Origin of the sequence: Flaviflexus sp. (assembly GCF_041440645.1) — a bacterium.
Lineage (GTDB): Bacteria > Actinomycetota > Actinomycetes > Actinomycetales > Actinomycetaceae > Flaviflexus.
Genome location: NZ_JASDVN010000035.1, coordinates 1 through 20,530, shown reverse-complemented (window position 1 = coordinate 20,530; position 20,530 = coordinate 1). Strand labels below are relative to the sequence as shown.

Here is a 20,530-nt window from a genome sequence, read left to right as displayed (position 1 = left end):
CCACGACACCGGGGCCAACCCTTGAGGTGTCGACAGAACCCTCACCGACTTCGGCGGTGCGAAGGAGGTGCGTGAGCTCCTGGATGCGCCCCTCCATCTTCGACTGCTCTTCACGAGCAGCGTGGTAGCCGCCGTTCTCCTTGAGGTCACCCTCGGAACGTGCTGCTTCGATACGCTCTGCGACTTCTTCGCGACCGCGTGTCTCGAGGTCGCGAAGCTCCGCAGAGAGGCGGTCGAAGCTTTCCTGCGACAGCCACGTGGTCTGCGATTCGGCCATGTTGGTCTCCTTGGTTGATAAAGAGTAAGAAAAATGCCGCATGTGTGCGGCAGGTTCAAAGGACTATGTTAGCAGGTGTTCTGCAACTCATCTAGGAAGTAGGTACGCAGTACTCAATTGAACCGGAAGCGGCCTTTTCTGACGTTTGGAGCACGAGTTCCCGGGTCTCGGTCGACTCGTCCGTCGTCCACGACCATGTCCTAGCCCCGACCTCGGCGAAATCGTCGTTGACGGCGGTCGCGGAGCATTCGAGTTCGACACCGGGATCGGTGTGCACCTGGTACTTGATGGTGACCTCGGATTCCGAATTGACCACGTGACCTAGGTTCTGCAGTTTGACCTCGGGGCCGCGTCCGATGAACTGGAGGGCGATGGCGACGGAAGCCACAATCACGGCAAGAACCACCAGAAGCCGACCAATGATCTTGGCGGGCTGACGGGTTAATCCGTACCGATCATGCAACTCGGGTGGGATATGTGCCATACTCACGGCTTACGCCTTTCGGAAAGAGATTAGTCTAGAACTTGATTGTCTCAGTATTATCGGCAAAGAACATAATTGCTGGAGGGAAGAGAATAAGTGTCGCAACCACGACTTATGGCGATCCACGCACACCCCGATGACGAATCGTCGAAGGGCGCAGCCACGATGGCGTACTACGCCACCCTGGGCCGTGTCCGTGTGGTGACGTGTACCGGTGGCGAACGAGGCTCCATTCTCAACCCCCGTCTCGCCGGACGCACCGATATCGAAGAGAACATGCACGAGGTGCGGAAAGTGGAGATGGCGAAGGCTGCGGAGGCCCTCGGCATCGAGCACCACTGGCTTGGCTTCATCGACTCCGGTCTTCCCGAGGGGGACCCGCTTCCGCCGCTACCCGATGGCTGCTTCTCGGTTGTTCCGCTTGAGGAACCGGTCGGCAAGCTCGTGGCGCAGATCCGAGAGTTCAAGCCCCAGGTTGTCACCACCTACAACGAGCTTGGTGGCTACCCCCACCCGGATCACATCCGTGTTCACGAGGTGTCCATGGCGGCGGTGAAGGCCGCAGCGGACCCCGAGCAGTTCCCGGGCGCAGGGGAACCCTGGGAGGTTTCCAAGGTCTACTACGATGTTTCCTTCTCTCCCGAGCGGATCCTCGCGATCCACGAGGAGATGGAGAAGGCGGGCCTGGAGTCGCCGTTCCTGGACTGGTTGAATAACCGCGGCAGGTCACCCAAAAGGGTCGCAACGACGCGGATCGATGCTCACGAGTTCTTCCCGCAACGCGACCAGGCACTCCTCGCGCACGCCACCCAGATCGACCCGGACGGGTTCTTCATGGCGGTGCCGCGTGACATCGAGGCCCGCGTGTGGCCCTGGGAAGAATTCGAACTCGCATACTCGACAGTGGGGGAGTCCGACGAAATCGAGACCGACCTGTTTGCAAGGATTGAGGACTAGTGTTTCCGTTCAGCTTGATGGACACCAACGAGACAGACATTCCAACAGAACCCTGGGAGGCAACCCCCGGAGTTGAGGGATTCCTTCTCGGATTCTTCTTCATCGCCCTCGCAGTAGCTCTGCTCATGTGGGCCATGAACAGGTCCCTGCGAAAGATCAATCACAACGCCAAGGTCGAAGCCGCTGAAGAGGCAAACGCCAAGGAAGAAGCCGCGGCACAGGACGCAGCCTCGCAAGAGGCGGGCGCTGACGCACCTGAGGGCGAGGCAGTGGGTGCTGATGGTGCAGAAGCAGACGATGTGACGCCTGAGACGGCCACAACGGAGCAGTCTCCCAAATAGGCCAATCTTCGGCTAGGCCAGGTGGCCGACCTTCCTGACGGCCAGCACCATCCTGATAGCCGAGGAATCTTCACCTGACTAAGGGGTGTGTTCGAACGCATATCCGTTCGAACACACCCCTTTGAGGTTTGGTCAGCAGAGTCGATAGAGAAGACCGCGAACGAGTGGGCTGAAGAGTGGCGACTTCTTGCCCTTCTTCTTCAGCTTCTTTTTCTTGTCCTTCTTCTTCTTCTTCTTCTTATCCTTTTTCTTCGATCCGGAACCGGCCTTCTTGACCTTTGCTCCGTTGCCGGACTTGGACTTCGCGGACTTGGCTGTGACGGCTACGTCGTCAGCGGCACTGTCCTGCGTGCCATTTTCTTCAGCAACGTCTTCGATCGTGGGGGCGCGATCACCGTTATCGACCTCGGCGAGCTGAGCGACAGCTTCCTTCGTCGCGAGGAAGTCGCCGTGCTCCTCCTTTGCTTCGAGGAGCTGCTCAGCAACGGCATTCTCGAGATCGTCAACGAGTGCCGGATCGACAGTTGCGAGGAGGCGGCGGCGTTGGACAGCGACCTGCCACCTCGGCTTTGGCCACTGGGGATCAATGTCGATGAGAGCCTGGGTGAGGAGCTCGGTGATGGCGACGCGGGCGTACCACTTCTTGTCCGCGGGGATCACGTACCAGGGAGCGTAGTCGGTGGAGGTGAGACGGAAGACGTCCTGGTAGGCCTCCTGATAGGCATCCCACTTGTCGCGAGTGTCGAGGTCGCCGGGGTTGTGCTTCCACCGCTTGTCGGGGCGTTCGATGCGCTCGAGGATGCGGCCGGCCTGCTCCTCCTTGGAGCACATGAGAGCCACCTTGATGATGGTGGTACCGGAGTCGACGATTCTCTTCTCGAACCGGTTGATCTCGGCGTAACGCTTGCGCCACACGTTCTCCTCGACGAGCTTGTCGACGCGGGCCACAAGAACGTCCTCGTAGTGGGAGCGATCAAACACGCCAATCTTGCCGGGCTGGGGTAGCTTCTTCTTGATCCGCCACAGGTAGTGGTGTGCCAGCTCCTCCTTGGTGGGCACACCAAATGATGCGAGGGAGATGCCCTGCGGGTCGACCATGCCCATGACGTGCCGGACGATGCCGCCCTTGCCTGCGGTGTCGAGACCCTGGATGACAAGGAGGACAGAACGGGTGCCGCCGTGCTTGCCGTCCGCAAACAGGCGCTCCTGCAAATCGTCGAGGAGCTCGCCGCGCTCCTTCATTCGCTCCTGACCATCGGCCCTGTCTCCACTGAAACCAGGAGTGCTCGAACGGTCGAGGCCCTCGAGGGCAAAATCGGAGCCCGCACGCAGGGCTAGGTGCGGGGACGTTTCCCAGAGCTTTTTCGGCATATCGTCCTCCTATGTGAACAGGGATTGTTTGAGTGTAACTGACGAGAACCGCATCAGCCCATCCGAAAACGAACTGTTAGGTGACTGAGCTCCAGTCATTCCTCAGGTTTCTCACGACAGTTTTGGGCACGAAATGAACATCGAGGCACCCGGCTCGATACGTGCGGAACCGATTTCGGAACGAAAAGACATGTCTGTCAGCCTTTTCTTGAGGAAGCGGTCTGAGTTGCTTCAGATAATTCCGGGCTGACTCCAATGTGCTCCGCTGATGTCTACAGATGTTCTCTACGAATGTTCTCTACGAATGTTCTTTACGAATGATCTCGACGAATCGCACGGATCTCCATGCGAGTGGTCGAATCGCTCTCTAGACGAGTGTGTCCCGCTGCCGAAGCAACGGGACACACCTGAATCTCAACGGAATGAGTCTTATCGAAATGATTCTACTTGGAGGTGGGTTCTACACTCCGGCGTAGGCGAGTCCGATGGCGACCGCGTGGCACGCATATGCCAGCACCGTGCACAGGTGGAAGAACTCGTGGAAGCCAAAGTATCTCGGCCATGGGTTGGGGCGCTTTGTTGCGTAGAAGAGCGCTCCGATCGTGTAAATGACGCCGCCCGCGATGATGAGGATGACGACCGCGGGGGAGCCCGCCTGCCAGATTTCCGGCAGGTACCAGACCGCAACCCAACCAACGGCCACGTAGAGAAGAACGTAGAGCCAGCGCGGGAAGTCGATCCACGAGACATGCATGATGGAGCCGATGATGGCGCCGCCCCACACGACACTCAGACACGTGACGAGGGACGAGCCTTCGAGAAGCATGAGCGAAATCGGAGTGTAGGTGCCCGCAATGAGGATGAATATGTTGGCGTGGTCGATCTTCCGCATGATCGCGAGGACCTTCGGAGACCAGTTACCGAGATGATAGAGGGCCGAGAATCCGAACAGAACGGTCGAGGCAAAGAGGAAGACGACGGCGCCGACGACCTGCTCGGTCGTGTCCGACAGGACGATGAGAACGATGCAGTAGGCAATGGCTAGCGGGGTGGCAATGAGGTGAAGAAGCCCGCGAGCGAGGGGCTTACCCGACGCGATTCGCTTCTCTTTGTATGTTGAGGGGCGATCCTTCTGAGAATTCGCTTCCGATTCAGGATTACGCTGAGGGATTTGATCAACCGACGTCATAAGTTAAGACTATCCCCTCAACCTACAGGTAACCTATGAGTAGTTTCCGAAGGGAGCACTCTCACGTGTCAATAAGAGATGTTGTGTATCAGGTATACGAGAACTCGCTTTCTCGATCCCTCGATCGTTCGCGCCTGCCACGACACGTTGGAGTCATCCTCGACGGTAATCGGCGCTGGGCAAAGACCATGGGTGCGACCGCGGCCGATGGTCACCGCAAGGGCGCCGACAAGATCGGTGAATTCCTGACCTGGTGCGACGAAGCAGGAATCGAACTCATCACCCTCTGGCTGCTCTCAACAGACAACCTGTCGCGCGACCAGAAGGAGATCGACGAGCTGTCGGAAATCATCGTGACAACGGTTGAGAGGCTCGCCTACATGGGGCACTGGCGCCTCCACCACGTGGGTGACCTCAAGCTCCTGAACGAGGACCATCAGCGCAGGATCACCGAGGCTGTTGAATCCACGAAGGACAGCGATGGCGCGATGGTCAACGTGGCTGTTGGTTACGGCGGCCGCAGCGAAATTACGGAAGCCGTCCGCGAATTCATCCTGACGAAGGCGTCTGAAGGACTGAACCCGGAGGAAATTGCGGTAGCCGTGTCCGACACCGAGATCGAATCGCATCTCTACACCCGCGGACAACCCGACCCCGACCTCGTGATTCGTACCTCGGGCGAGCAGCGCCTCTCGGGATTCATGCCCTGGCAGACCGTCCACTCCGAGTACTACTTCTGCGAGGCCTACTGGCCGGACTTCCGCAGGACCGACTTTCTGCGCGCCCTACGAGCATACGAGGCCCGCGACCGCAGGCACGGGCGCTAGGAAACCGCATCGAGTCTTGTGCCGCCGAGCCCGTGAATCCGTAGACGTGGCACCGTCAAGGAATTGAGCCGGTGCAAGTGACAGCGACGCGAGGGACAAAGGAATCCGACCGTGGAAATCACGGCCGGATTGTTATTTCTGCAGTTGTCTCGAAGTCCCTTGTCCAAATCTGTGGACCCCGTTCCAGTTGCCCCGGTTAGACGACGACCGAGTACGAGGACACGAAGTCGAGTAGCTCATCGCGCGTGGGAGGAACGGCGCCCCGTCGAGAAACGGTGATCGCAGCGCCGGCGTTCGCGTATCCCGCGATCGACTTGAGCTGGCGTTCGGACAGGCGACGGCGGGATTCACGAGAGCCCACACCGAGCATGCTTGTCCGACCAAGAGCATCGATGAGTCCAGACATGAAGGCGTCGCCTGCACCAATCTGATCGACGGCGTTCACAGGCGGGGTCTGGGACCGGACGATGATGTTCTCCGTCGCGACGATCGCACCGTCCTTGCCGCCGGTGATGGCGACAAGCTGCGGACCCATCGCGAGCCACTTCGATATCATGGCCTGCTCGGACAGATCCGGGTAGAGGGCACGCAAGTCATCGCGCGATGCCTTGACGACATCGGACAGCCCAATGAACTTCTCCGTGCGTTCCAGGATCTCGTCGTGAGGTCCAAGGCCCGCGCGAAAGTTCGGGTCGTACGAGATGGTGGAGACATCAGAGAGCGCATGGATCCAGCTCCGCATCGTATCCGGGGCGAGGTGAACCGCGAGGGAGCCGGTGTGCAGGATCGTCGGTGAGATCTTGACAAGCTCAGCCGCCTCCTCGGTGCCGCTCTTAGGGGGTTCCGGAAATGTGAAGTGCAGATCAAAAGCGTAGCTACCGATCCCGTCGGGACCGACAGTTGCGCGGGCTGACGACGTGGGATTGCTGGTCTCCGACCCAGGCCACAGCTTCACTCCGGATTTGGTCAGGGTCTTCTTCAGGACCTCAGCGCGCGGGCCGGTGCCAACATCGGTTGCGAGATGAACCTTGCGGCCCAGCAGGGCAAGACCACGAGCCACGTTGAACGTGGATCCGCCCGGAAGCTCAATGAGTTCGCCATTCTCCTCGAAAACATCGATGAGCGACTCACCAACAACGAAGCAAGTCATTCCTCATCATCCTCAGCAACGCTTGCGCTCCGTCCGGTCTGAGCGGCCTGGAGCCGTACCCGGGCACCGTCGAGCCACTGCTGGCACCTGCGTGCCAGGGCCTCGCCACGCTCCCATGCGGTAATGGACTCCTCGAGGGAGTCGGTGCCCTGCTCGAGTTTGGTTACGATCTCCACGAGCTGTGCTCGAGCTTCCTCATAACTGAGTTCAGCAATGTCCGCATGAGGGTTGTTATTCGCTGTCATCACCGCTCCTAATGGCCATAACATCCAGACCGAGCCTGCCCGAAGCAAGCAGTGCCTCGACCCGGTCACCTACTTCCAGAGTTGACGAATCCCGGACCACGCCATCCTTGGTCCGAAGCACAGAATATCCGCGATCAAGCACGGACTGAGGTGAAAGAGAACGCAAGTGCCTGCGCACCGCATCGAGAGTCGAAGAATCCGTGTCGATGCGCCGCTCCATGAGCTCCGTGAGGCGCTCGCGGTGACGGCCGAGGTCCTCTTCGCGGAACTCAACGAAAGACTGTGGGTTCGCAAGGACCGGTCGCGTCATCATCGTTTCGAGCTCGGACTGCGCCAGGGAAAGCCTGCGATCGATGGCGAGCCTGCCGCGGCGCAGACCCTCGGAAAGGACGCGCTTCTCCTCGGCCACCTCGGGAACGATTCGCTTCGCCGCATCGGTCGGAGTGGAGGCGCGATAGTCGGCAGCATCATCAATGATGGGGCGATCTCCCTCGTGGCCGATCGCTGTCACGACGGGGGTGTGGGCGGCGACCACTGCGCGCACCAGCCCCTCATCCGAGAACGGCATGAGGTCCTCGACCGAACCACCGCCGCGGGCAATCACAATGACATCCACCTCGGTCATGGCATCTAGCTCAGCGAGAGCGGCTGTGACCTGTGCGGGGCTGGCCGAGCCCTGGACCTTGACTTCGCGGATGACGAAGTCGACTTCCGGCCATCGTGCCTGAGCATTGACGATGACGTCGTCCTTCGCCTTCGCATTCGAACCACAGATCAGGCCGATCTTGCGGGGGAGGAAGGGCAGGGTTTTCTTGAGTTCCTGTCGGAACAATCCCTCCTCAGCCAGCTTCTTGCGAAGTGCCTCAAGGCGAGCGAGAAGGTCGCCAACACCGGCGAACCGGACCTCGGCAACCTGGAGGGAGAGCGAGCCGTTGCCGACCCAGTAGTCGGGCTTGACCCGAAGGATCACTCGGGATCCCTCTGAGAACTCGTCCGGAACAACGTTCGTCCAGGCCTTGCAGTTGACCGACACCTGCTCGCTTAAGTCACGCAGGGTAAAGAACTGGACGCGGGATGAGGCTCTGGGTGTGTATTGAAGGACTTCGCCTTCGACCCAGAGGGGTGACATACGGTTGACGTATTCGGAGATCTTGTTCGAGAGCAGAGCAAGGGGCCACGGCCGGTCAGCCGAGGTCTGTGCTGCCAGCTGTGGTAGATCGGGTGGGATGACGACCTGCGAGCTCACATTTAGTAGTTTCCCACGTGAAAAGTCGAAAAATCCAAATAAGGTCCCACACCACAATTGTGTCCCTGGGGCGACAATTCGTACAAAGAATGCAAGACCGCCGAAAGAGGCACCAGAGCGGGTTCAGTTTTGTCGTGACAATAGGTTGTTTGTCAGGTTCCGAGCTTGCCTGCCTGTCAGGCTGTGGAAGGGTCTCGCACCACTGTCGTCCATCCGTTGGTGAGCTGTCGACAGCAGTGTTCGAGCTTGGTCGTGGTTCTGGTCAGCCCTCTCGCGTACCCTTGGGAGGGTGAGCACTTCGAATCCAACGTCGCTCGCCGGGATCTCGGCATTCCCCGGCGACGTTCCATCATCCCCGAGTGCCGACGGCAAGAAGGTCCTTCTCGCAGCCCCGCGTGGGTACTGCGCGGGCGTTGACAGAGCAGTCGACGCGGTCGAGAAGGCACTCGAGCTCTACGGGGCTCCGATCTATGTGCGCAAGGAAATCGTGCACAACAAGTTCGTTGTCGAAACGCTGACGGGGCGCGGTGCCATCTTTGTTTCCGAAACGGATGAAGTGCCCGAGGGGGCCCGAGTCGTGTTCTCCGCACACGGAGTATCTCCGGCTGTCCACGCGGAGGCCGCGCAACGCAACTTGGCGACGATCGACGCCACATGCCCGTTGGTGACGAAGGTGCACAAGGAAGCGGTCCGGTTCGCCAACACGGACTACGACATCCTCCTGATTGGCCACGATGGTCACGAGGAAGTGGAAGGTACTCAGGGGGAGGCTCCCGAGCACATCCAGGTCGTCAATGGTCCAGAAGACGTTGACAACATTGAGGTGCGGGACCCCGACAAGGTCATCTGGCTCTCCCAGACAACCCTGTCAGTTGACGAAACCATGGTGACAGTGAGGAAGCTTCGTGAGCGATTCCCCAATCTTCAGGACCCGCCGTCGGACGACATTTGCTACGCAACCCAGAACCGCCAGGTCGCCATCAAGCAGATTGGCCCCAGGGCCGATGTTGTCATAATTGTCGGCTCAGCCAACTCCTCAAACTCCGTCCGCCTCGTCGAGGTCGCTCTCGAGGCCGGTGCAGGCGCCGCATATCGAGTCGATAAGGCGGAGCAGATTGATCTTGTTTGGCTTGAGAACGCAACAACCGTCGGCCTGAGCTCCGGCGCCTCCGTTCCCGAGATCCTTGTCCGTGAAGTCCTCGAGTTCCTCGCGGATCACGGCTACACCGAAGTCGAGACGGTCACGACCGCGACCGAGAACGTCCAGTTCACGCTCCCGAAGAATCTGCGCGCCGATCTGAAGTCGGCAGGGTTCGAGCCGGACAAGGCGCCGAAGCGTCCGCGGCCCGCTCGGCGCAGCTCCTAGGAAGTGAAGAAGTAGTGAGGATGCCTCCCCGACCATGGGGAGGCATCGACTTTCTGTTCTCTGGTGCTGACGCCACTACTCAGTTGTCGGCGCATTTATCTGTGCTGTCCCCGAGCAACTCGCCGCGGGAGATCTCACGCACCTGACCGGCCTCGCTGCTGAGCTGAGGGACCTCGAGCTTGCCGTCGGGCAGAGACTCGAAATTCCTGGCCGTGACGAGTAGGCGGGACTCGAGGGTTCCAATGGACTGGTTGTATGCCTTGACCGTGCGCGACAGGTGGGTTCCAACGTTCGTCAGGTGCTTGCTGAGATCCCCAAGCCTCTGCACAAGATCCTTTCCCAGGGCCAGGACCTCACCGGCCTCTTCCGTGACCCTGGAGGACGACCAAGTGGCGGAGACGGCCCGCAAGAGTGCCAGCAGCGACGACGGGGATGTGAGTGCGATGCCGAGGCGTGCCGCCTCATCGAGCAGACCAGGGTTGCTCTGCACTGCCTCCGACAGGAGGGATTCTGTTGGGAGGAACATGACGGTGATCTTGGGGGAGCCAGGGAACTGGCTCGGGTAATCCCGCTTCGCGAGTTCAAGCACGTGTGCCCGGACTGCTTTCGCGTGCTCGTCAAGAAGCCTCTTCCGCTCACCGTTCATGCTTGGGTCGTCCACGAGTTCGGCGGCCCTGAGGTAGGCGCTCAGGGGCACCTTCGAATCGACCGCGACCGTGCCATCGCCCGGGAGGTAGATGAGCATGTCTGGGCGCTGGCGCGAGTTACCCTGCTGGACCGAGGTCTGGGTGTTGAAGTGGACGTGGGGGAGCATACCGGCCGCGGTCACGATTCGTTCGAGTTCGGCCTCGCCCCACACGCCACGTGAGCTCGTGGATGTGAGAGCGCTCCGCAGGGAAGTCGTGACCCCCAAGAGTTCCTTCGAAGCCTCGTTCGTGGAGGAGAGCTGCTCGCCCAGCCTGGCAGTCGCCGACACCTGCGACTTCTCCATTTGTGCCACACGGGTTGTCATGTCAGCCAGCTTGGTGGAGATCGGGGATAGTGCTTGGAGCAGGTTTTGGTCACGGCTCGCACGTTCGATGAGTCCGTTGTTCTCCTCCTCGAGCCGGTCGGATCGTGCCCTCATCTCCGCCAGTTCAATAAGATCATGTGCGGATTCGGACTTGGCTTTGGCGGCGCCAATGACGTAGCCGACGAGAATGCCGATGGCGAGGATGACGATCATCGTCACGACGAATAGCGTGGGGGAGAGCTCCATACCCTCCACTGTGCCAAAAGGGGTAGACACTTCTTCAATCAAAACCCGCCGCCAGCCAAGTGGGGTGGGTAGGGTTGCCTCTTGGGGAGGACACACATGTCTTATGTAAATGATGGCTACGCATATGGCGCAGGCGAGTATCGGGACGGCAAGCTTCGTAAGATCGAGGGCGTACCGGTCTCCGAGGTCGATTCCATTCACCCACCGATGAGTGCCGTAGGTTTCGGACTCACCCTGGTCTTTCGATTGATCATTGCCGGTATGGCGGGGTGGTCTGCGTTCGCGATGATCCAGAACGCCTACAACAGAACCGGTACCTGGGAGGGAGCCTTCGATCAGGCTATCTTCTTCACCACCTTCTCGGTCGTAATCGTTTCCCTCGCATACGGACTGGGAGTCCTCCGCGTGATACTCCCGGGTTCCCTGCGCCGGAAGACCGAAGGCAGCTACGGCTGGTTCAGGGGACTGGGCGTGCTCATGTCGACCATGACCGGCATCATCTTCGCGCTCCTCCTTGACGGTACCTACCCGGACGTTCGGGGTCTGTTTGCGCACCTGCTCGTTCCCATCCTTGTCGCACTCGACTGGATTTTAGTCGGCAAGAACCAGGAGAAGCTCCATCCCGCGGTGCCATTCCTGTGGGTCGGGCTCATCCTTCCTTACCTTGGTGTGTACTGGTGGGATGCCGTACGCGAGGGAGGTGGCGGCCCCATGTATCCGTTCCTTGACCCGAACAAGGACAACTTCGCCATGGTGATCGGAGGTCTTCTCGTCGGCTTCCTCGTGGCTGGCTATGTTCTCTGGCTCATCGGCAGGCTCAAGGCGGCAGTCACCGGAACAAAGCGAGTCATCCCCTTTCACGAGGCAACCCGGATGGCACCGCCGCCTCAGCAAGTACAAGGAAACTACCCATCCGCCTACGGGAATCAGACCCCGCCAGACGTTCATTCCTATCAGGGACAGTAGGTACCTGACCTATCGGGACAGTAGTTGCCCGGTCCGCTGCTTAGCCTCGGCTTGAACGGCGTGGCCTCGGGCAACCGACCTGTTCTTTGACTGAACGTATTCGGAATCATGGCGTGTGATCATCCCGCCACCAACTTCGCCTCTTAAATCAACTAGAATGGTCTGCTGTGGCACTAACAATTGGAATCGCCGGACTCCCTAACGTCGGCAAGTCGACCCTGTTCAACGCGCTTACTCGCGCAACCGTACTTGCGGCGAACTACCCGTTCGCAACAATTGAACCCAACGTTGGAGTGGTCCCGCTTCCGGATGAGCGACTCAAGGTCCTGTCCGAGATGTTCAATGCGCGAAAGATCGTGCCCGCCACGGTTTCCTTCGTCGACATCGCCGGCATCGTTCGCGGCGCCTCCGAAGGTGAGGGCCTTGGTAACCAGTTCCTCGCGAACATCCGTGAGGCCGACGCCATTTGTCAGGTCACCCGTGCCTTTTCCGATCCGGATGTCACGCACGTTGATGGCAGGGTAGATCCCGCCTCCGACATTGAGACCATTACGACCGAGCTCCTGCTGGCCGATATGCAGACCCTGGAGAAGCAGATCCCGAGGCTCGACAAAGAGGTAAAGGGGAAGAAGACCCCGAAGGAATACCTCGATACAGCTCAGGCCGCTCTCAAGGTTCTGGAGGACGGCAAGACAATCAACTCGGTCAAGGACCAGTTCGACCCCGAGATCATTAAAACCTTCCAGCTCATGACTGCGAAGCCGTTCATCTACGTGTTCAACACGGATGATGAAGGGTTGGCGGATGAGGCGATGCAGCAGGAGCTCCGTGAGCTTGTTGCACCCGCCGAAGCTATCTTCCTTGACGCCAAGTTCGAGTCGGAACTCGTCGAGCTCTCCGAAGAGGAAGCTCAGGAGATGCTGGAGGCAACCGGCCAGGAAGAAGCAGGCCTCGACAAACTTGCGCGAGTTGGCTTCGAGACCCTTGGACTCCAGACCTACCTCACCGCGGGTGAGAAGGAGACGCGTGCCTGGACCATTAAGAAGGGCTGGACCGCGCCTCAGGCAGCGGGCGTCATCCATACTGATTTCGAACGCGGCTTCATTAAGGCAGAGATTGTCTCTTACGACGACCTTGTCGAACTCGGCGGCATGCAGCAGGCCAAGGCCGCAGGCAAGGTCCGCATGGAGGGCAAGGACTATATCATGGCCGACGGTGACGTTGTGGAGTTCAAGTTCGCTCCGGTCACGCCAGGGAAGAGCTAGACCCCCTCGGCCGAGACCGTCGTCGGGCCTCGATGCGCGGCGTGAGGCGGGAACCCCTAGTGGTAGACTCAGCCAATCGCTGAACTGCATTGGAGGAACTCATGCCGTACTTGCCTGAGACCACGATCGCCGCGACCCTACGAGAAGTAGTGGGCGGTGATCTGGTACTCCCTGCAATTCAGCGAGAGTTCGTCTGGCGCCCGGAGCAGGTCGTCCGCCTGTTTGACTCAGTCATGCGCGGCTATCCGATCGGCAGCTTCTTGAGTTGGAAGGTGAGCCCCGAGACCGCCAAGCAGTTCAAGTTCTACGGCTTCCTGCGCAGGTACAGCGAGTTCGACAGTCGGCACAATCCGCAACTCAACTTGCCGCCGTCTCGCGACGTGATTGCTGTGCTCGACGGGCAGCAGCGCCTGACGTCCCTGAACATCGGTCTGCGTGGGTCATTCGCGTGGAAGCGGAAGTACACCCACTCACGCTTCCGCGAGAACTTCCCTGAGCGCACGCTATATCTCAATCTTGCTGGGAAGGCTCCAGAGAATGCTGCTGGGCTGGAGTATGACTTCCGGTGGCTCGAGGCTGGCCATATTGATTCGATGGAGGAGGGCGAGCGCGCCTACTGGCTTTCGGTCCCCACCGTCTACGAGTCATCCACGATGAGAGAACTGTGGAGAGAACTTGGCAGGCGTGGCCTCGCGAATGAAGAATCGCCAGCTGACCTGGCGCAACTGCTTTGGGAGAGGGTTCATTCGCATAACTCCATTCAGTTCTTCCAAGAGACTGACCAAGACATCGAGCGCGTGTTGGACATCTTCGTCCGAGTCAACTCTGGCGGCACCGTTCTCGCGTACAGCGATCTGCTGCTCAGCATCGCCACGGCCCAGTGGAAGGATCGCGACGCCCGCCAAGAGGTCCACGGCCTCGTGGACGAACTGAACGCGGTCGGCGCAGGATTTTCGTTTTCCAAAGACCTGATTCTGAAGTCTGGACTGGTCCTATCGGGGATCCCCGATATTGGCTTCAAGGTCAAGAACTTCACCACCGAGAACATGGCGAAGCTGGCGGACCAGTGGGACGAGATCGCTGCGTCGCTTCGCGTCGCCGTTGGCCTGTTCAGCGACTTCGGTCTGTCTGGGGCTACCCTGTCGGCCAACAGCGTGCTGATTCCCGTCGCTCTCTACCTCCATCACCGACGCGCCACCCAGACCTACCGCGAGGACCCACGCATGGCAGATGAGCGGGCGGCCATCAAGAACTGGGTCCTGAGGTCTCTCATCATCCCCGGCGTCTGGGGTTCGGGCCTCGATGTCCTGTTGCGTGCTATACGAGATGTGATCGAGCAGTCCGCTGCTCGCGGGTTTCCCGTCGCGGATCTTGAGCGCGTGATGGCCAGTCGCGGCAAGTCTCTCCGCGGCAATGACGAGGTCGTTGACGGACTTCTCGACCTCCGATATGGGGACCCGAGGACTTTCCCGCTGCTGGCTCTGATGTTCGATCACGTGAACACGCGTAACCAGCACCACGTGGACCATGTGTATCCGACCGCCCAGCTGAAGCCCGGCGTACTTCGCGACGCCGGTGTTGGTCCAGATGAGCGAGCCTTGATCGTGGATCGGAAGGATCGCCTGCCGAACCTCGAACTGCTCGAGGGGCTCGAGAACATCTCCAAGTCCGCGAAGTTTCCGGCAGAGTGGGTGGCGGAGGCCATGCCCGACGAATCTTCGCGGACCGCCTACATCAGGAGGAACCTTCTTCCGCCAACCCTCCCGGCCACGCTGGCGGACTTCGACGCGTTCTACCAAGCGCGACGTGATTTGTTGCGGGCTCGCCTGCGTGAGCTCCTCGGGGTGCGGCGGGACGAGGAAGTGAACGCGAAGGAGGGCAGTTTGCCCGCGCTTGATGAAGCCATGGAGGCTGAAGTTCGTCTTTGAGCGGCGCTGACGCGTCGTCACGGCCTGGAGGAGCTTGAATGGTGGGGCGGGGTGCTTCACATCTGAGCCTCACGTTAGTCCTGTCCTGAACGTCGTCGAGTTCAGGTTTAATGTATAACTACTTACATAGGTGGTGGCCACTTCCACAACAAGGTCTCTGTCTTAAAACGTAAGCTAGAACCCGAATCGATTCCCTTGGGTATCAATGCGGGTTCTATGTGCCTTTCGGCAGCCAGCGAGCTATGGTCGTACGCGCGGCCATCGAATCAAGGCGGATCCCACGATCGAAGTGAGGCGGTCTCCCGCGTCGTCACTTCTCCAGCTGCCGGCAGCGATCGCGTCGGATAGGCACCTATCCGACGGATTCACCCAATCCTTGAGTGTATCGCATTTGTCATCGAACGCTCTCGGCAACCGAGAGTTTACCTCAGTCGGAACAAGCACCAGGTTTCCAATCTTGAAGATCCACGCATTGCGCGGCGTCTGCTCAGATCGTCCTTCTAGGCCCTGCAGGTGTTCGATCGACATCTGACGACCAAGATCAAGCTTCGTTTCGGGGAGCATCTTCTCTAATTGTGTAAGGATATGTCGTATCTTGAAAGCATCCTTTCCTCGTGTTTGAGAGTATGCAAGCCGCCCAATTCCGTCACGGAACTGGGCATCGCACGCATCTATCTTTGCGGCATTCTCGATGAATGCGTTTAGTGCGGATTCAATGTCTGCACGTGTGACCGCGCCGGACACTGAAGAAGAGGCGAACCGGTACATCCTGCGGATACTCGAGGTTGAAGCTTTCTGTGCGATTGTCCATCTGAACTGAAACCGTTCGACCGCGACTAGGAACCGAAGGAGCAACTTCCGGTTGAGGATATTCCTATCGGAGAGGAATATGTTTAGGAGGGCGAGGAGAAGTGGAATTGGCTGGTTGGATCCGGTGACAAGGATGCCGTAGATACGATCGCTGATCTCTTCGTACTTGTCGCGTCGCCAATTCGGATCGAACTGGTCCCAACACTTAGGGTCTCCGTTATGGGACAAGACGTGATCCAGCGCAACTAGTATTCTTGCGTCCCGATTGAAGTCCTCAATGACCTGTTGAGCCGTATGAGCGGGATTTGCTGACGTCGTGACCAGGTCAGCTATAGATCGACGCAGGCGAGCGGTTTCAATCGTATCCGCACGGTTGTGACCCTTGTGATCCTTGGAGTTCCAGGCGTAGTACAGGAAACCGTCAGGTGAGAGGTGCTCAAATGTTACCTGCTCAACGAGTTCCAATGTGTCAACCCAAAGACGTTCCGAGCTATTCTCATCACTTTCGACGATTGCAGCGAAAAGATGATTCTTGACAAGATCCATGACGGTCAAGCTCCGGCCGCGATCATTTAGTGTTTCGAAGATCGTGATTGCAGTCTTGCGATCCTCGACGCTAATGTAGACGACCTCTGTCTCGAGAATTGCATCGCGAATCAGGTCAAGCGACTCGATTTCGTTTTCCGAGTTCTTCAACGCTTGACTGGTGAGTTGTGAGAAAACAGAGTAAGCCTGAGACTCGTTTGATTCTTCGTCGTAGGCAGGGCTGTTTTTTCGCCGAGCGGGCTCCACAATGACATTGTCATTCAGTCGGGCAGCGGCAGCCGTATCGCGGTTCTGAAGTCGGCTACGCTGAATGCCGTTTCTATCATTGAATTCGAGATACGCGTTGATACCGGTGACGCGCTGATTCTGGTCTCGATCCTGGTAGTGGTCACGAAGAACGCACAGCGAGATCAAAGTTGTTGTCAATCTTTGTTGCCCATCAATCACCTCTCGCGGTTCTGAAGTTGCGCCTGAGGTCACCATACTCCCCAAGAAGTGGGTCGTTTCGGCATTCGTGATGTCGTTCCAAAAGTCCCGGATGTTCTGATCAATCCACGCGTAGCGACGCTGATACCGTGGAATCATATGCTGACCGAGTTGCAAGACTTCTCCAAGGGTTCTCTTATGTGCGTCAATTTGCATGTGATGCCCTCCACCCTGAGATTGCCACTGTCCACCGTCGGCATTGTGCTTTTCAGATTATACTTGGCCGGCGCGTATCTTGTGGTTTTGTGGAGCCCTCGCCTCCAACATCCTTCGATGGAAGTAATGCCTGTCTTCAGCGTGTGATAGATCGTGATTTGCTCGATCTTGGCTTTCAGGTGCGTCGGCCCGAGACGCTCCGTCGCTGGTTGACGGCCTACGCTGCGGCGTCCTCGACGACGACGGCCTACTCTAGGCTGCTGTACGCCACCACCGGAGGAGGTGGACGCCAGCCGGCGAAGACCACCACAATGCTCTATCGTGATCGCCTCACTCGGCTTTGGTTGCTCGACCCGTGCCTGGCTGGATCTCGGCTAGCAATAAGCTTCGGCGCCTGCTGCAGGCGCCGAAGCGTCAGCTCGCTGACCCGGCGTTGGCGGCCAGGGTATTCAATCTTTCCGCAGACGCGCTGCTAGACCTCGCAGGCGTGCGCATGGTCGGGCCGCTGTTTGAGTCTTTGGTGACGTTGGGTGTTCAGGTAGCCGCGCAGTCGTGGGAAAGCAAGGTGTTCCATCTGCGGAACAACGCGGGGGAGCATGAGATTGACCTGATCGTCCAGGGGGATGGACAGGTGCTCGCTATCGAGGTGAAGCTGGCGCACTCGGTCTCCGATACCAATGTTCGGTACCTTCTACGGTTGCGTGAGCAGATTCCTGATCGCGTCGCAGACCTGGTCGTTGTCGCCACCGGAACTACCGCCTATCGCCGCCGCGATGGTGTCGCAGTGATCCCATTGGCGCTGCTCGGTCCATGAGCACAAGCCGTAATAGATCGGCGGCTCAGTCAACCGTGCCCCATACGTTCCGGCCAAACGGTAGGCGTCTGAGCACTCGTGAGGTTGATACCGGGCCGCATTGTTGAGTGCTGGCTTCCACGATCACGAGGTCGGTGGTCGGGAACGCTGGGTGCCACGGTGACAGAGGTCGCAGCTCGCTCACCCTTTCTCACCTAAATCACTGATCTCCACAACACGCGGAACGTGGTGGAGTTCCGGTTCAGTCTGTTGGCATAATATGTTTGAACGTCCAGCAAGAGCCTACTCGACGAGGTAGTTGTTGGAAGATTACTGGACACTGAGAGGCCGGAAGCGATGGACCCGAACGCGGTTGCGGCAATCATCGCGGCCGTTGGCGCTGTCGCCGCAGCCGTGGCGGCTTTCGTTGCGCTCAGGCCCGCGAACAGGGCTGTCGAACAGTCGAAAGAGCAGACCAAGATCCAGCGGGATCTGATGATTCAGGCGGCACAGCCATACGTGTGGGCGGACATCCAACCGGACAATCAGCAAGGCACGATGCTTCAGTTGGTGGTCGGCAACATCGGACCAACGATGGCTCGCAACGTCGAGGTGGTCATAGATCCAGCGATCTCTGAGCATCCTGCGTACTCAGGTGCCACGGAGGTGGCTCAGGAACGGCTGCGCGACGGCATCCTGTCTCTGGCCCCGCGCCGAGTGATCCGATGGTCTCTCGGTCGCAGCTTTGACCTTCTCGAAGACAAGGATGACGCGACCATCTATCGCCTCCGTGTGACTGCGGACGGTCCCTATGGTGCGCTGGAGCCCGTCGAGTTCGAGGTTCGCCCGAGAGACTGGCGCGAAGCACGGGATGCACCTGACGGCTCGCTCCACCACGTTCGCAAAGAGATTGAGAAACTAGCTGGTGAAGCCAAAAGACTACGCACCTACATCCAGCAGGCGGGGATCGTAGCTCTCGTGAGGAGTGACATCGTAGAGACCACACTCGTTGACTCCATCGTTCAGCGTCACCCAGAAGAGATCGAAGCAGCTACGACGGACGACGAAGAGGGGCAAGTTGAAGTACAAGACTGACCTAGATGTAAAGAAGGCGTTGGGGATCGACTCCTTCAGGAACCTTTCAAAAGAGAACGTGATGAAGTTCGCGGCGATGATGCCCGACATGGACAGGGAAGTTGCACTCAAGATCATTGAGCAGTTCCCGGAGTTCAAAGCGTTCGCGCTGGATGCTGTCGGCGTGATGGAGAAGATGCAAGAGAACGCTCTTGCAAGCAACAGTGAGAGCCAAGCACATGTCCATCAAGCGTTGGCTGACGTGCGTGCGAGCCTCAAGGGGCAACTCGATGACTCTGAACTCACGTGGGAGCAGAAGAAAGAGATCCTTGACCTCATCATGGAGACTGCGCGACTGGAGTCAGCGAAGGACTCCGAAAACAAGCAGTTCCTCAAAGACGTGACGAAGTACGCCATCGGCGCAGTGGCTGGAGCCATCGCGCTTGGTGTTGTGTATGTGGGCGGTCGCTTCGGTATTGAACAGTTCTCCGGCAAGGACGACGAAGAAGCCTAAGTGATGAAACCCGTCAGAGCCTCCACATCTTCCCTGTGAAGGGCTGCTTGTTGCGGTCGCGAAGCTTGACGAACTCAACTTTTGAGCCGATCCCAGCGTCCTTTGCACCCTGACGAACCTTACGAGCGACTGCCACGCTCTTCACCACGTAGAGGACCTTCTTGGACGGTCTGTCTTGGGCCAGCGCAGTCATGATCTTCCTCAGCCTTGCCCAGAGGTACTCACGCCTGCTCGACAGATACTCACAACACACGCAACGTGGTGGAGTTCCGGTTCAGTCTGTAGTGACGGAGTAGTCTTGACCCTGGAAAACCTTGGTGTTGGTTCGGTATATACAGCACCTGATGGCTTAAGGAGCATAGATATCACTTGTTGGTTTGCAATAAGCCAAGATTTGGGGGCAAATGATCCACTCCACACTGCTAGCGGCTACTGCCGACAGTAGCATCTCTGGTAGTTTCTTTGGAGTATACTCAACGGCGATTCTCGCGCTGTTGGGAACTCTCATCGGTGCATCCGTGGGCGCATTCACGACTTGGTGGACTACGAAGACAAGCCTTAAGTCGTCAAGGAAGACCTCACTTCTGGAACTGAGGCGCGAGGAGTATTTCAGTGCCATCGAGATCGTTTATCGCATGGAGAGAGCTCTACTAGACATGGCCGCGTCACTCTCCGGGCGTAGACAGCCAGGGATTCTTGCGTCCAGAGCGCGTAAGAAGGAAGCCGACGCAAGTGACCGTGCAGCCGCCGCCGCAATAGAAGAACTTCATAATGCCAGCAAAGAACTAGATTTGGAGGTCTATCGACTCGGTGCGGTAGGCAGCAAAAGAGTTCAGTCACAACTGAAGGGCATTTCGGCGACGGTTTTCGACTATATGGAAAGTTCTTTCGGGGATGGTCGTTTCGTTGCCTCACGTTTTCAGGAAGCGCTGGAGCGGTATCAGAGCCTTGCAGCAGAATTTGTTGAGGCTATTAGGGTTGATCTTGAAGTCGATTTAAGCCTCGACTCGACGACGAAAGAGAATTAGTTCTGTCTTCTAGATGGTCCATCTGATCTCGACCGCGGTGTTTCCGACTCAGGTATAAACGCGTGGTGCAGGCAATCGGGAGTCGAGAGGACGTCCGCACCCTGTATGGTGGTTCGAGAGAAGTCGAGCGCGTTTCTTGCTTCATCAACCTTGTCAGTGTGACGTTCGCCGGCGTGACGAAGAATCTCTCCAGGAGTCGAGGCAACGCCGTTTTCCACGAAGCCACTTGCCATGTTGGATGAAACCTCACTTG

Annotated in this window: 21 protein-coding genes and 1 pseudogene; 11 read left to right on the top strand and 11 right to left on the bottom strand. The window is 58.5% G+C overall.

The genetic code is table 11. The annotated features are described in order from the left end of the window. Positions 1-277 (bottom strand): annotated as a pseudogene (locus tag QMB98_RS05145) (transcription elongation factor GreA); the annotation flags it as partial. 91 nt (positions 278-368) lie between these two features. After that, positions 369-761: a DUF4307 domain-containing protein gene (locus tag QMB98_RS05140; protein ID WP_371684607.1), complete on the bottom strand. Its 393-nt coding sequence runs from the start codon at positions 759-761 to the stop codon at positions 369-371. 96 nt (positions 762-857) lie between these two features. Here QMB98_RS05140 and mca point away from each other — a divergent pair, with 96 nt between their 5' ends. After that, a complete protein-coding gene (mca, locus tag QMB98_RS05135) occupies positions 858-1,718 on the top strand; it encodes a mycothiol conjugate amidase Mca (protein ID WP_371684605.1) in 861 nt (286 codons plus the stop codon). Then, complete coding sequence (locus tag QMB98_RS05130; protein ID WP_371684604.1) at positions 1,718-2,059, top strand: hypothetical protein; 342 nt, start codon at positions 1,718-1,720, stop codon at positions 2,057-2,059. Before mca ends, QMB98_RS05130 begins: the two co-directional genes overlap by 1 nt. A gap of 132 nt (positions 2,060-2,191) precedes the next feature. On the opposite strand, the gene QMB98_RS05125 is transcribed toward QMB98_RS05130, so the two are convergent. Continuing rightward, complete coding sequence (locus QMB98_RS05125) at positions 2,192-3,430, bottom strand: PPK2 family polyphosphate kinase (protein ID WP_371684603.1); 1,239 nt, start codon at positions 3,428-3,430, stop codon at positions 2,192-2,194. Between the two features lie 460 nt (positions 3,431-3,890). Beyond that, the gene (locus tag QMB98_RS05120; protein ID WP_371684602.1) at positions 3,891-4,619 is read right to left on the bottom strand and encodes a hemolysin III family protein; all 729 of its coding nucleotides are present in this window, start codon (positions 4,617-4,619) and stop codon (positions 3,891-3,893) included. A 65-nt stretch (positions 4,620-4,684) separates the two neighbouring features. Here QMB98_RS05120 and QMB98_RS05115 point away from each other — a divergent pair, with 65 nt between their 5' ends. Beyond that, on the top strand, positions 4,685-5,446 hold the full coding sequence (locus QMB98_RS05115) for an isoprenyl transferase (RefSeq protein WP_371684601.1): 762 nt from the start codon (positions 4,685-4,687) through the stop codon (positions 5,444-5,446). A 196-nt stretch (positions 5,447-5,642) separates the two neighbouring features. Here the strand turns inward: QMB98_RS05115 and QMB98_RS05110 are convergent, their stop codons facing one another. Genes QMB98_RS05110 through xseA form a run of 3 tightly spaced genes read right to left on the bottom strand, consistent with a single transcriptional unit; the run spans position 5,643 to position 8,087 of the window. Beyond that, positions 5,643-6,596 carry a PfkB family carbohydrate kinase gene (locus QMB98_RS05110; RefSeq protein WP_371684600.1) on the bottom strand — a complete coding sequence of 318 codons (954 nt, stop codon included), beginning with the start codon at positions 6,594-6,596 and terminating at the stop codon, positions 5,643-5,645. Then, the gene (locus QMB98_RS05105) at positions 6,593-6,841 is read right to left on the bottom strand and encodes an exodeoxyribonuclease VII small subunit (protein WP_371684599.1); all 249 of its coding nucleotides are present in this window, start codon (positions 6,839-6,841) and stop codon (positions 6,593-6,595) included. Before QMB98_RS05105 ends, QMB98_RS05110 begins: the two co-directional genes overlap by 4 nt. Then, complete coding sequence (gene xseA, locus QMB98_RS05100) at positions 6,828-8,087, bottom strand: exodeoxyribonuclease VII large subunit (protein ID WP_371684598.1); 1,260 nt, start codon at positions 8,085-8,087, stop codon at positions 6,828-6,830. Before xseA ends, QMB98_RS05105 begins: the two co-directional genes overlap by 14 nt. Before the next feature lie 322 nt (positions 8,088-8,409). Between xseA and QMB98_RS05095 the strand changes: the two genes are divergently transcribed. Beyond that, positions 8,410-9,453, top strand: a complete 1,044-nt coding sequence (locus QMB98_RS05095) for a 4-hydroxy-3-methylbut-2-enyl diphosphate reductase (protein WP_371684606.1) — start codon at positions 8,410-8,412, stop codon at positions 9,451-9,453. Between the two features lie 79 nt (positions 9,454-9,532). Here the strand turns inward: QMB98_RS05095 and QMB98_RS05090 are convergent, their stop codons facing one another. Beyond that, positions 9,533-10,711, bottom strand: coding sequence for a DNA recombination protein RmuC (locus QMB98_RS05090; RefSeq protein ID WP_371684597.1), 1,179 nt, complete (start codon positions 10,709-10,711; stop codon positions 9,533-9,535). Between the two features lie 96 nt (positions 10,712-10,807). Between QMB98_RS05090 and QMB98_RS05085 the strand changes: the two genes are divergently transcribed. From QMB98_RS05085 to QMB98_RS05075, 3 genes are all read left to right on the top strand, one after another. Then, complete coding sequence (locus QMB98_RS05085; RefSeq protein WP_371684596.1) at positions 10,808-11,677, top strand: hypothetical protein; 870 nt, start codon at positions 10,808-10,810, stop codon at positions 11,675-11,677. Positions 11,678-11,844: 167 nt separating this feature from the next. Next, positions 11,845-12,942 carry a redox-regulated ATPase YchF gene (ychF, locus tag QMB98_RS05080; RefSeq protein ID WP_371684595.1) on the top strand — a complete coding sequence of 366 codons (1,098 nt, stop codon included), beginning with the start codon at positions 11,845-11,847 and terminating at the stop codon, positions 12,940-12,942. A 101-nt stretch (positions 12,943-13,043) separates the two neighbouring features. Then, positions 13,044-14,870, top strand: coding sequence for a DUF262 domain-containing protein (locus QMB98_RS05075; RefSeq protein ID WP_371684594.1), 1,827 nt, complete (start codon positions 13,044-13,046; stop codon positions 14,868-14,870). A 240-nt stretch (positions 14,871-15,110) separates the two neighbouring features. Here the strand turns inward: QMB98_RS05075 and QMB98_RS05070 are convergent, their stop codons facing one another. Next, complete coding sequence (locus QMB98_RS05070) at positions 15,111-16,868, bottom strand: DUF262 domain-containing protein (protein WP_371684593.1); 1,758 nt, start codon at positions 16,866-16,868, stop codon at positions 15,111-15,113. Positions 16,869-17,223: 355 nt separating this feature from the next. Between QMB98_RS05070 and QMB98_RS05065 the strand changes: the two genes are divergently transcribed. From QMB98_RS05065 to QMB98_RS05055, 3 genes are all read left to right on the top strand, one after another. After that, complete coding sequence (locus QMB98_RS05065; protein ID WP_371684592.1) at positions 17,224-17,682, top strand: DUF4143 domain-containing protein; 459 nt, start codon at positions 17,224-17,226, stop codon at positions 17,680-17,682. Positions 17,683-18,018: 336 nt separating this feature from the next. Further along, positions 18,019-18,756 (top strand): hypothetical protein, encoded by a 738-nt coding sequence (locus QMB98_RS05060; protein ID WP_371684591.1) that lies wholly within the window; start codon positions 18,019-18,021, stop codon positions 18,754-18,756. Further along, on the top strand, positions 18,740-19,249 hold the full coding sequence (locus QMB98_RS05055) for a hypothetical protein (RefSeq protein WP_371684590.1): 510 nt from the start codon (positions 18,740-18,742) through the stop codon (positions 19,247-19,249). The genes QMB98_RS05060 and QMB98_RS05055 overlap by 17 nt, the downstream gene beginning before the upstream one ends. A gap of 13 nt (positions 19,250-19,262) precedes the next feature. On the opposite strand, the gene QMB98_RS05050 is transcribed toward QMB98_RS05055, so the two are convergent. Next, a complete protein-coding gene (locus QMB98_RS05050) occupies positions 19,263-19,442 on the bottom strand; it encodes a hypothetical protein (protein WP_371684589.1) in 180 nt (59 codons plus the stop codon). A 211-nt stretch (positions 19,443-19,653) separates the two neighbouring features. Here QMB98_RS05050 and QMB98_RS05045 point away from each other — a divergent pair, with 211 nt between their 5' ends. Continuing rightward, positions 19,654-20,277, top strand: coding sequence for a hypothetical protein (locus QMB98_RS05045; protein WP_371684588.1), 624 nt, complete (start codon positions 19,654-19,656; stop codon positions 20,275-20,277). Here QMB98_RS05045 and QMB98_RS05040 read toward each other — a convergent pair. After that, a partial coding sequence (locus tag QMB98_RS05040) for a hypothetical protein (protein ID WP_371684587.1) occupies positions 20,274-20,530 on the bottom strand: 257 nt, incomplete at its 5' end. The two genes, QMB98_RS05045 and QMB98_RS05040, sit on opposite strands and share 4 nt — an antisense overlap.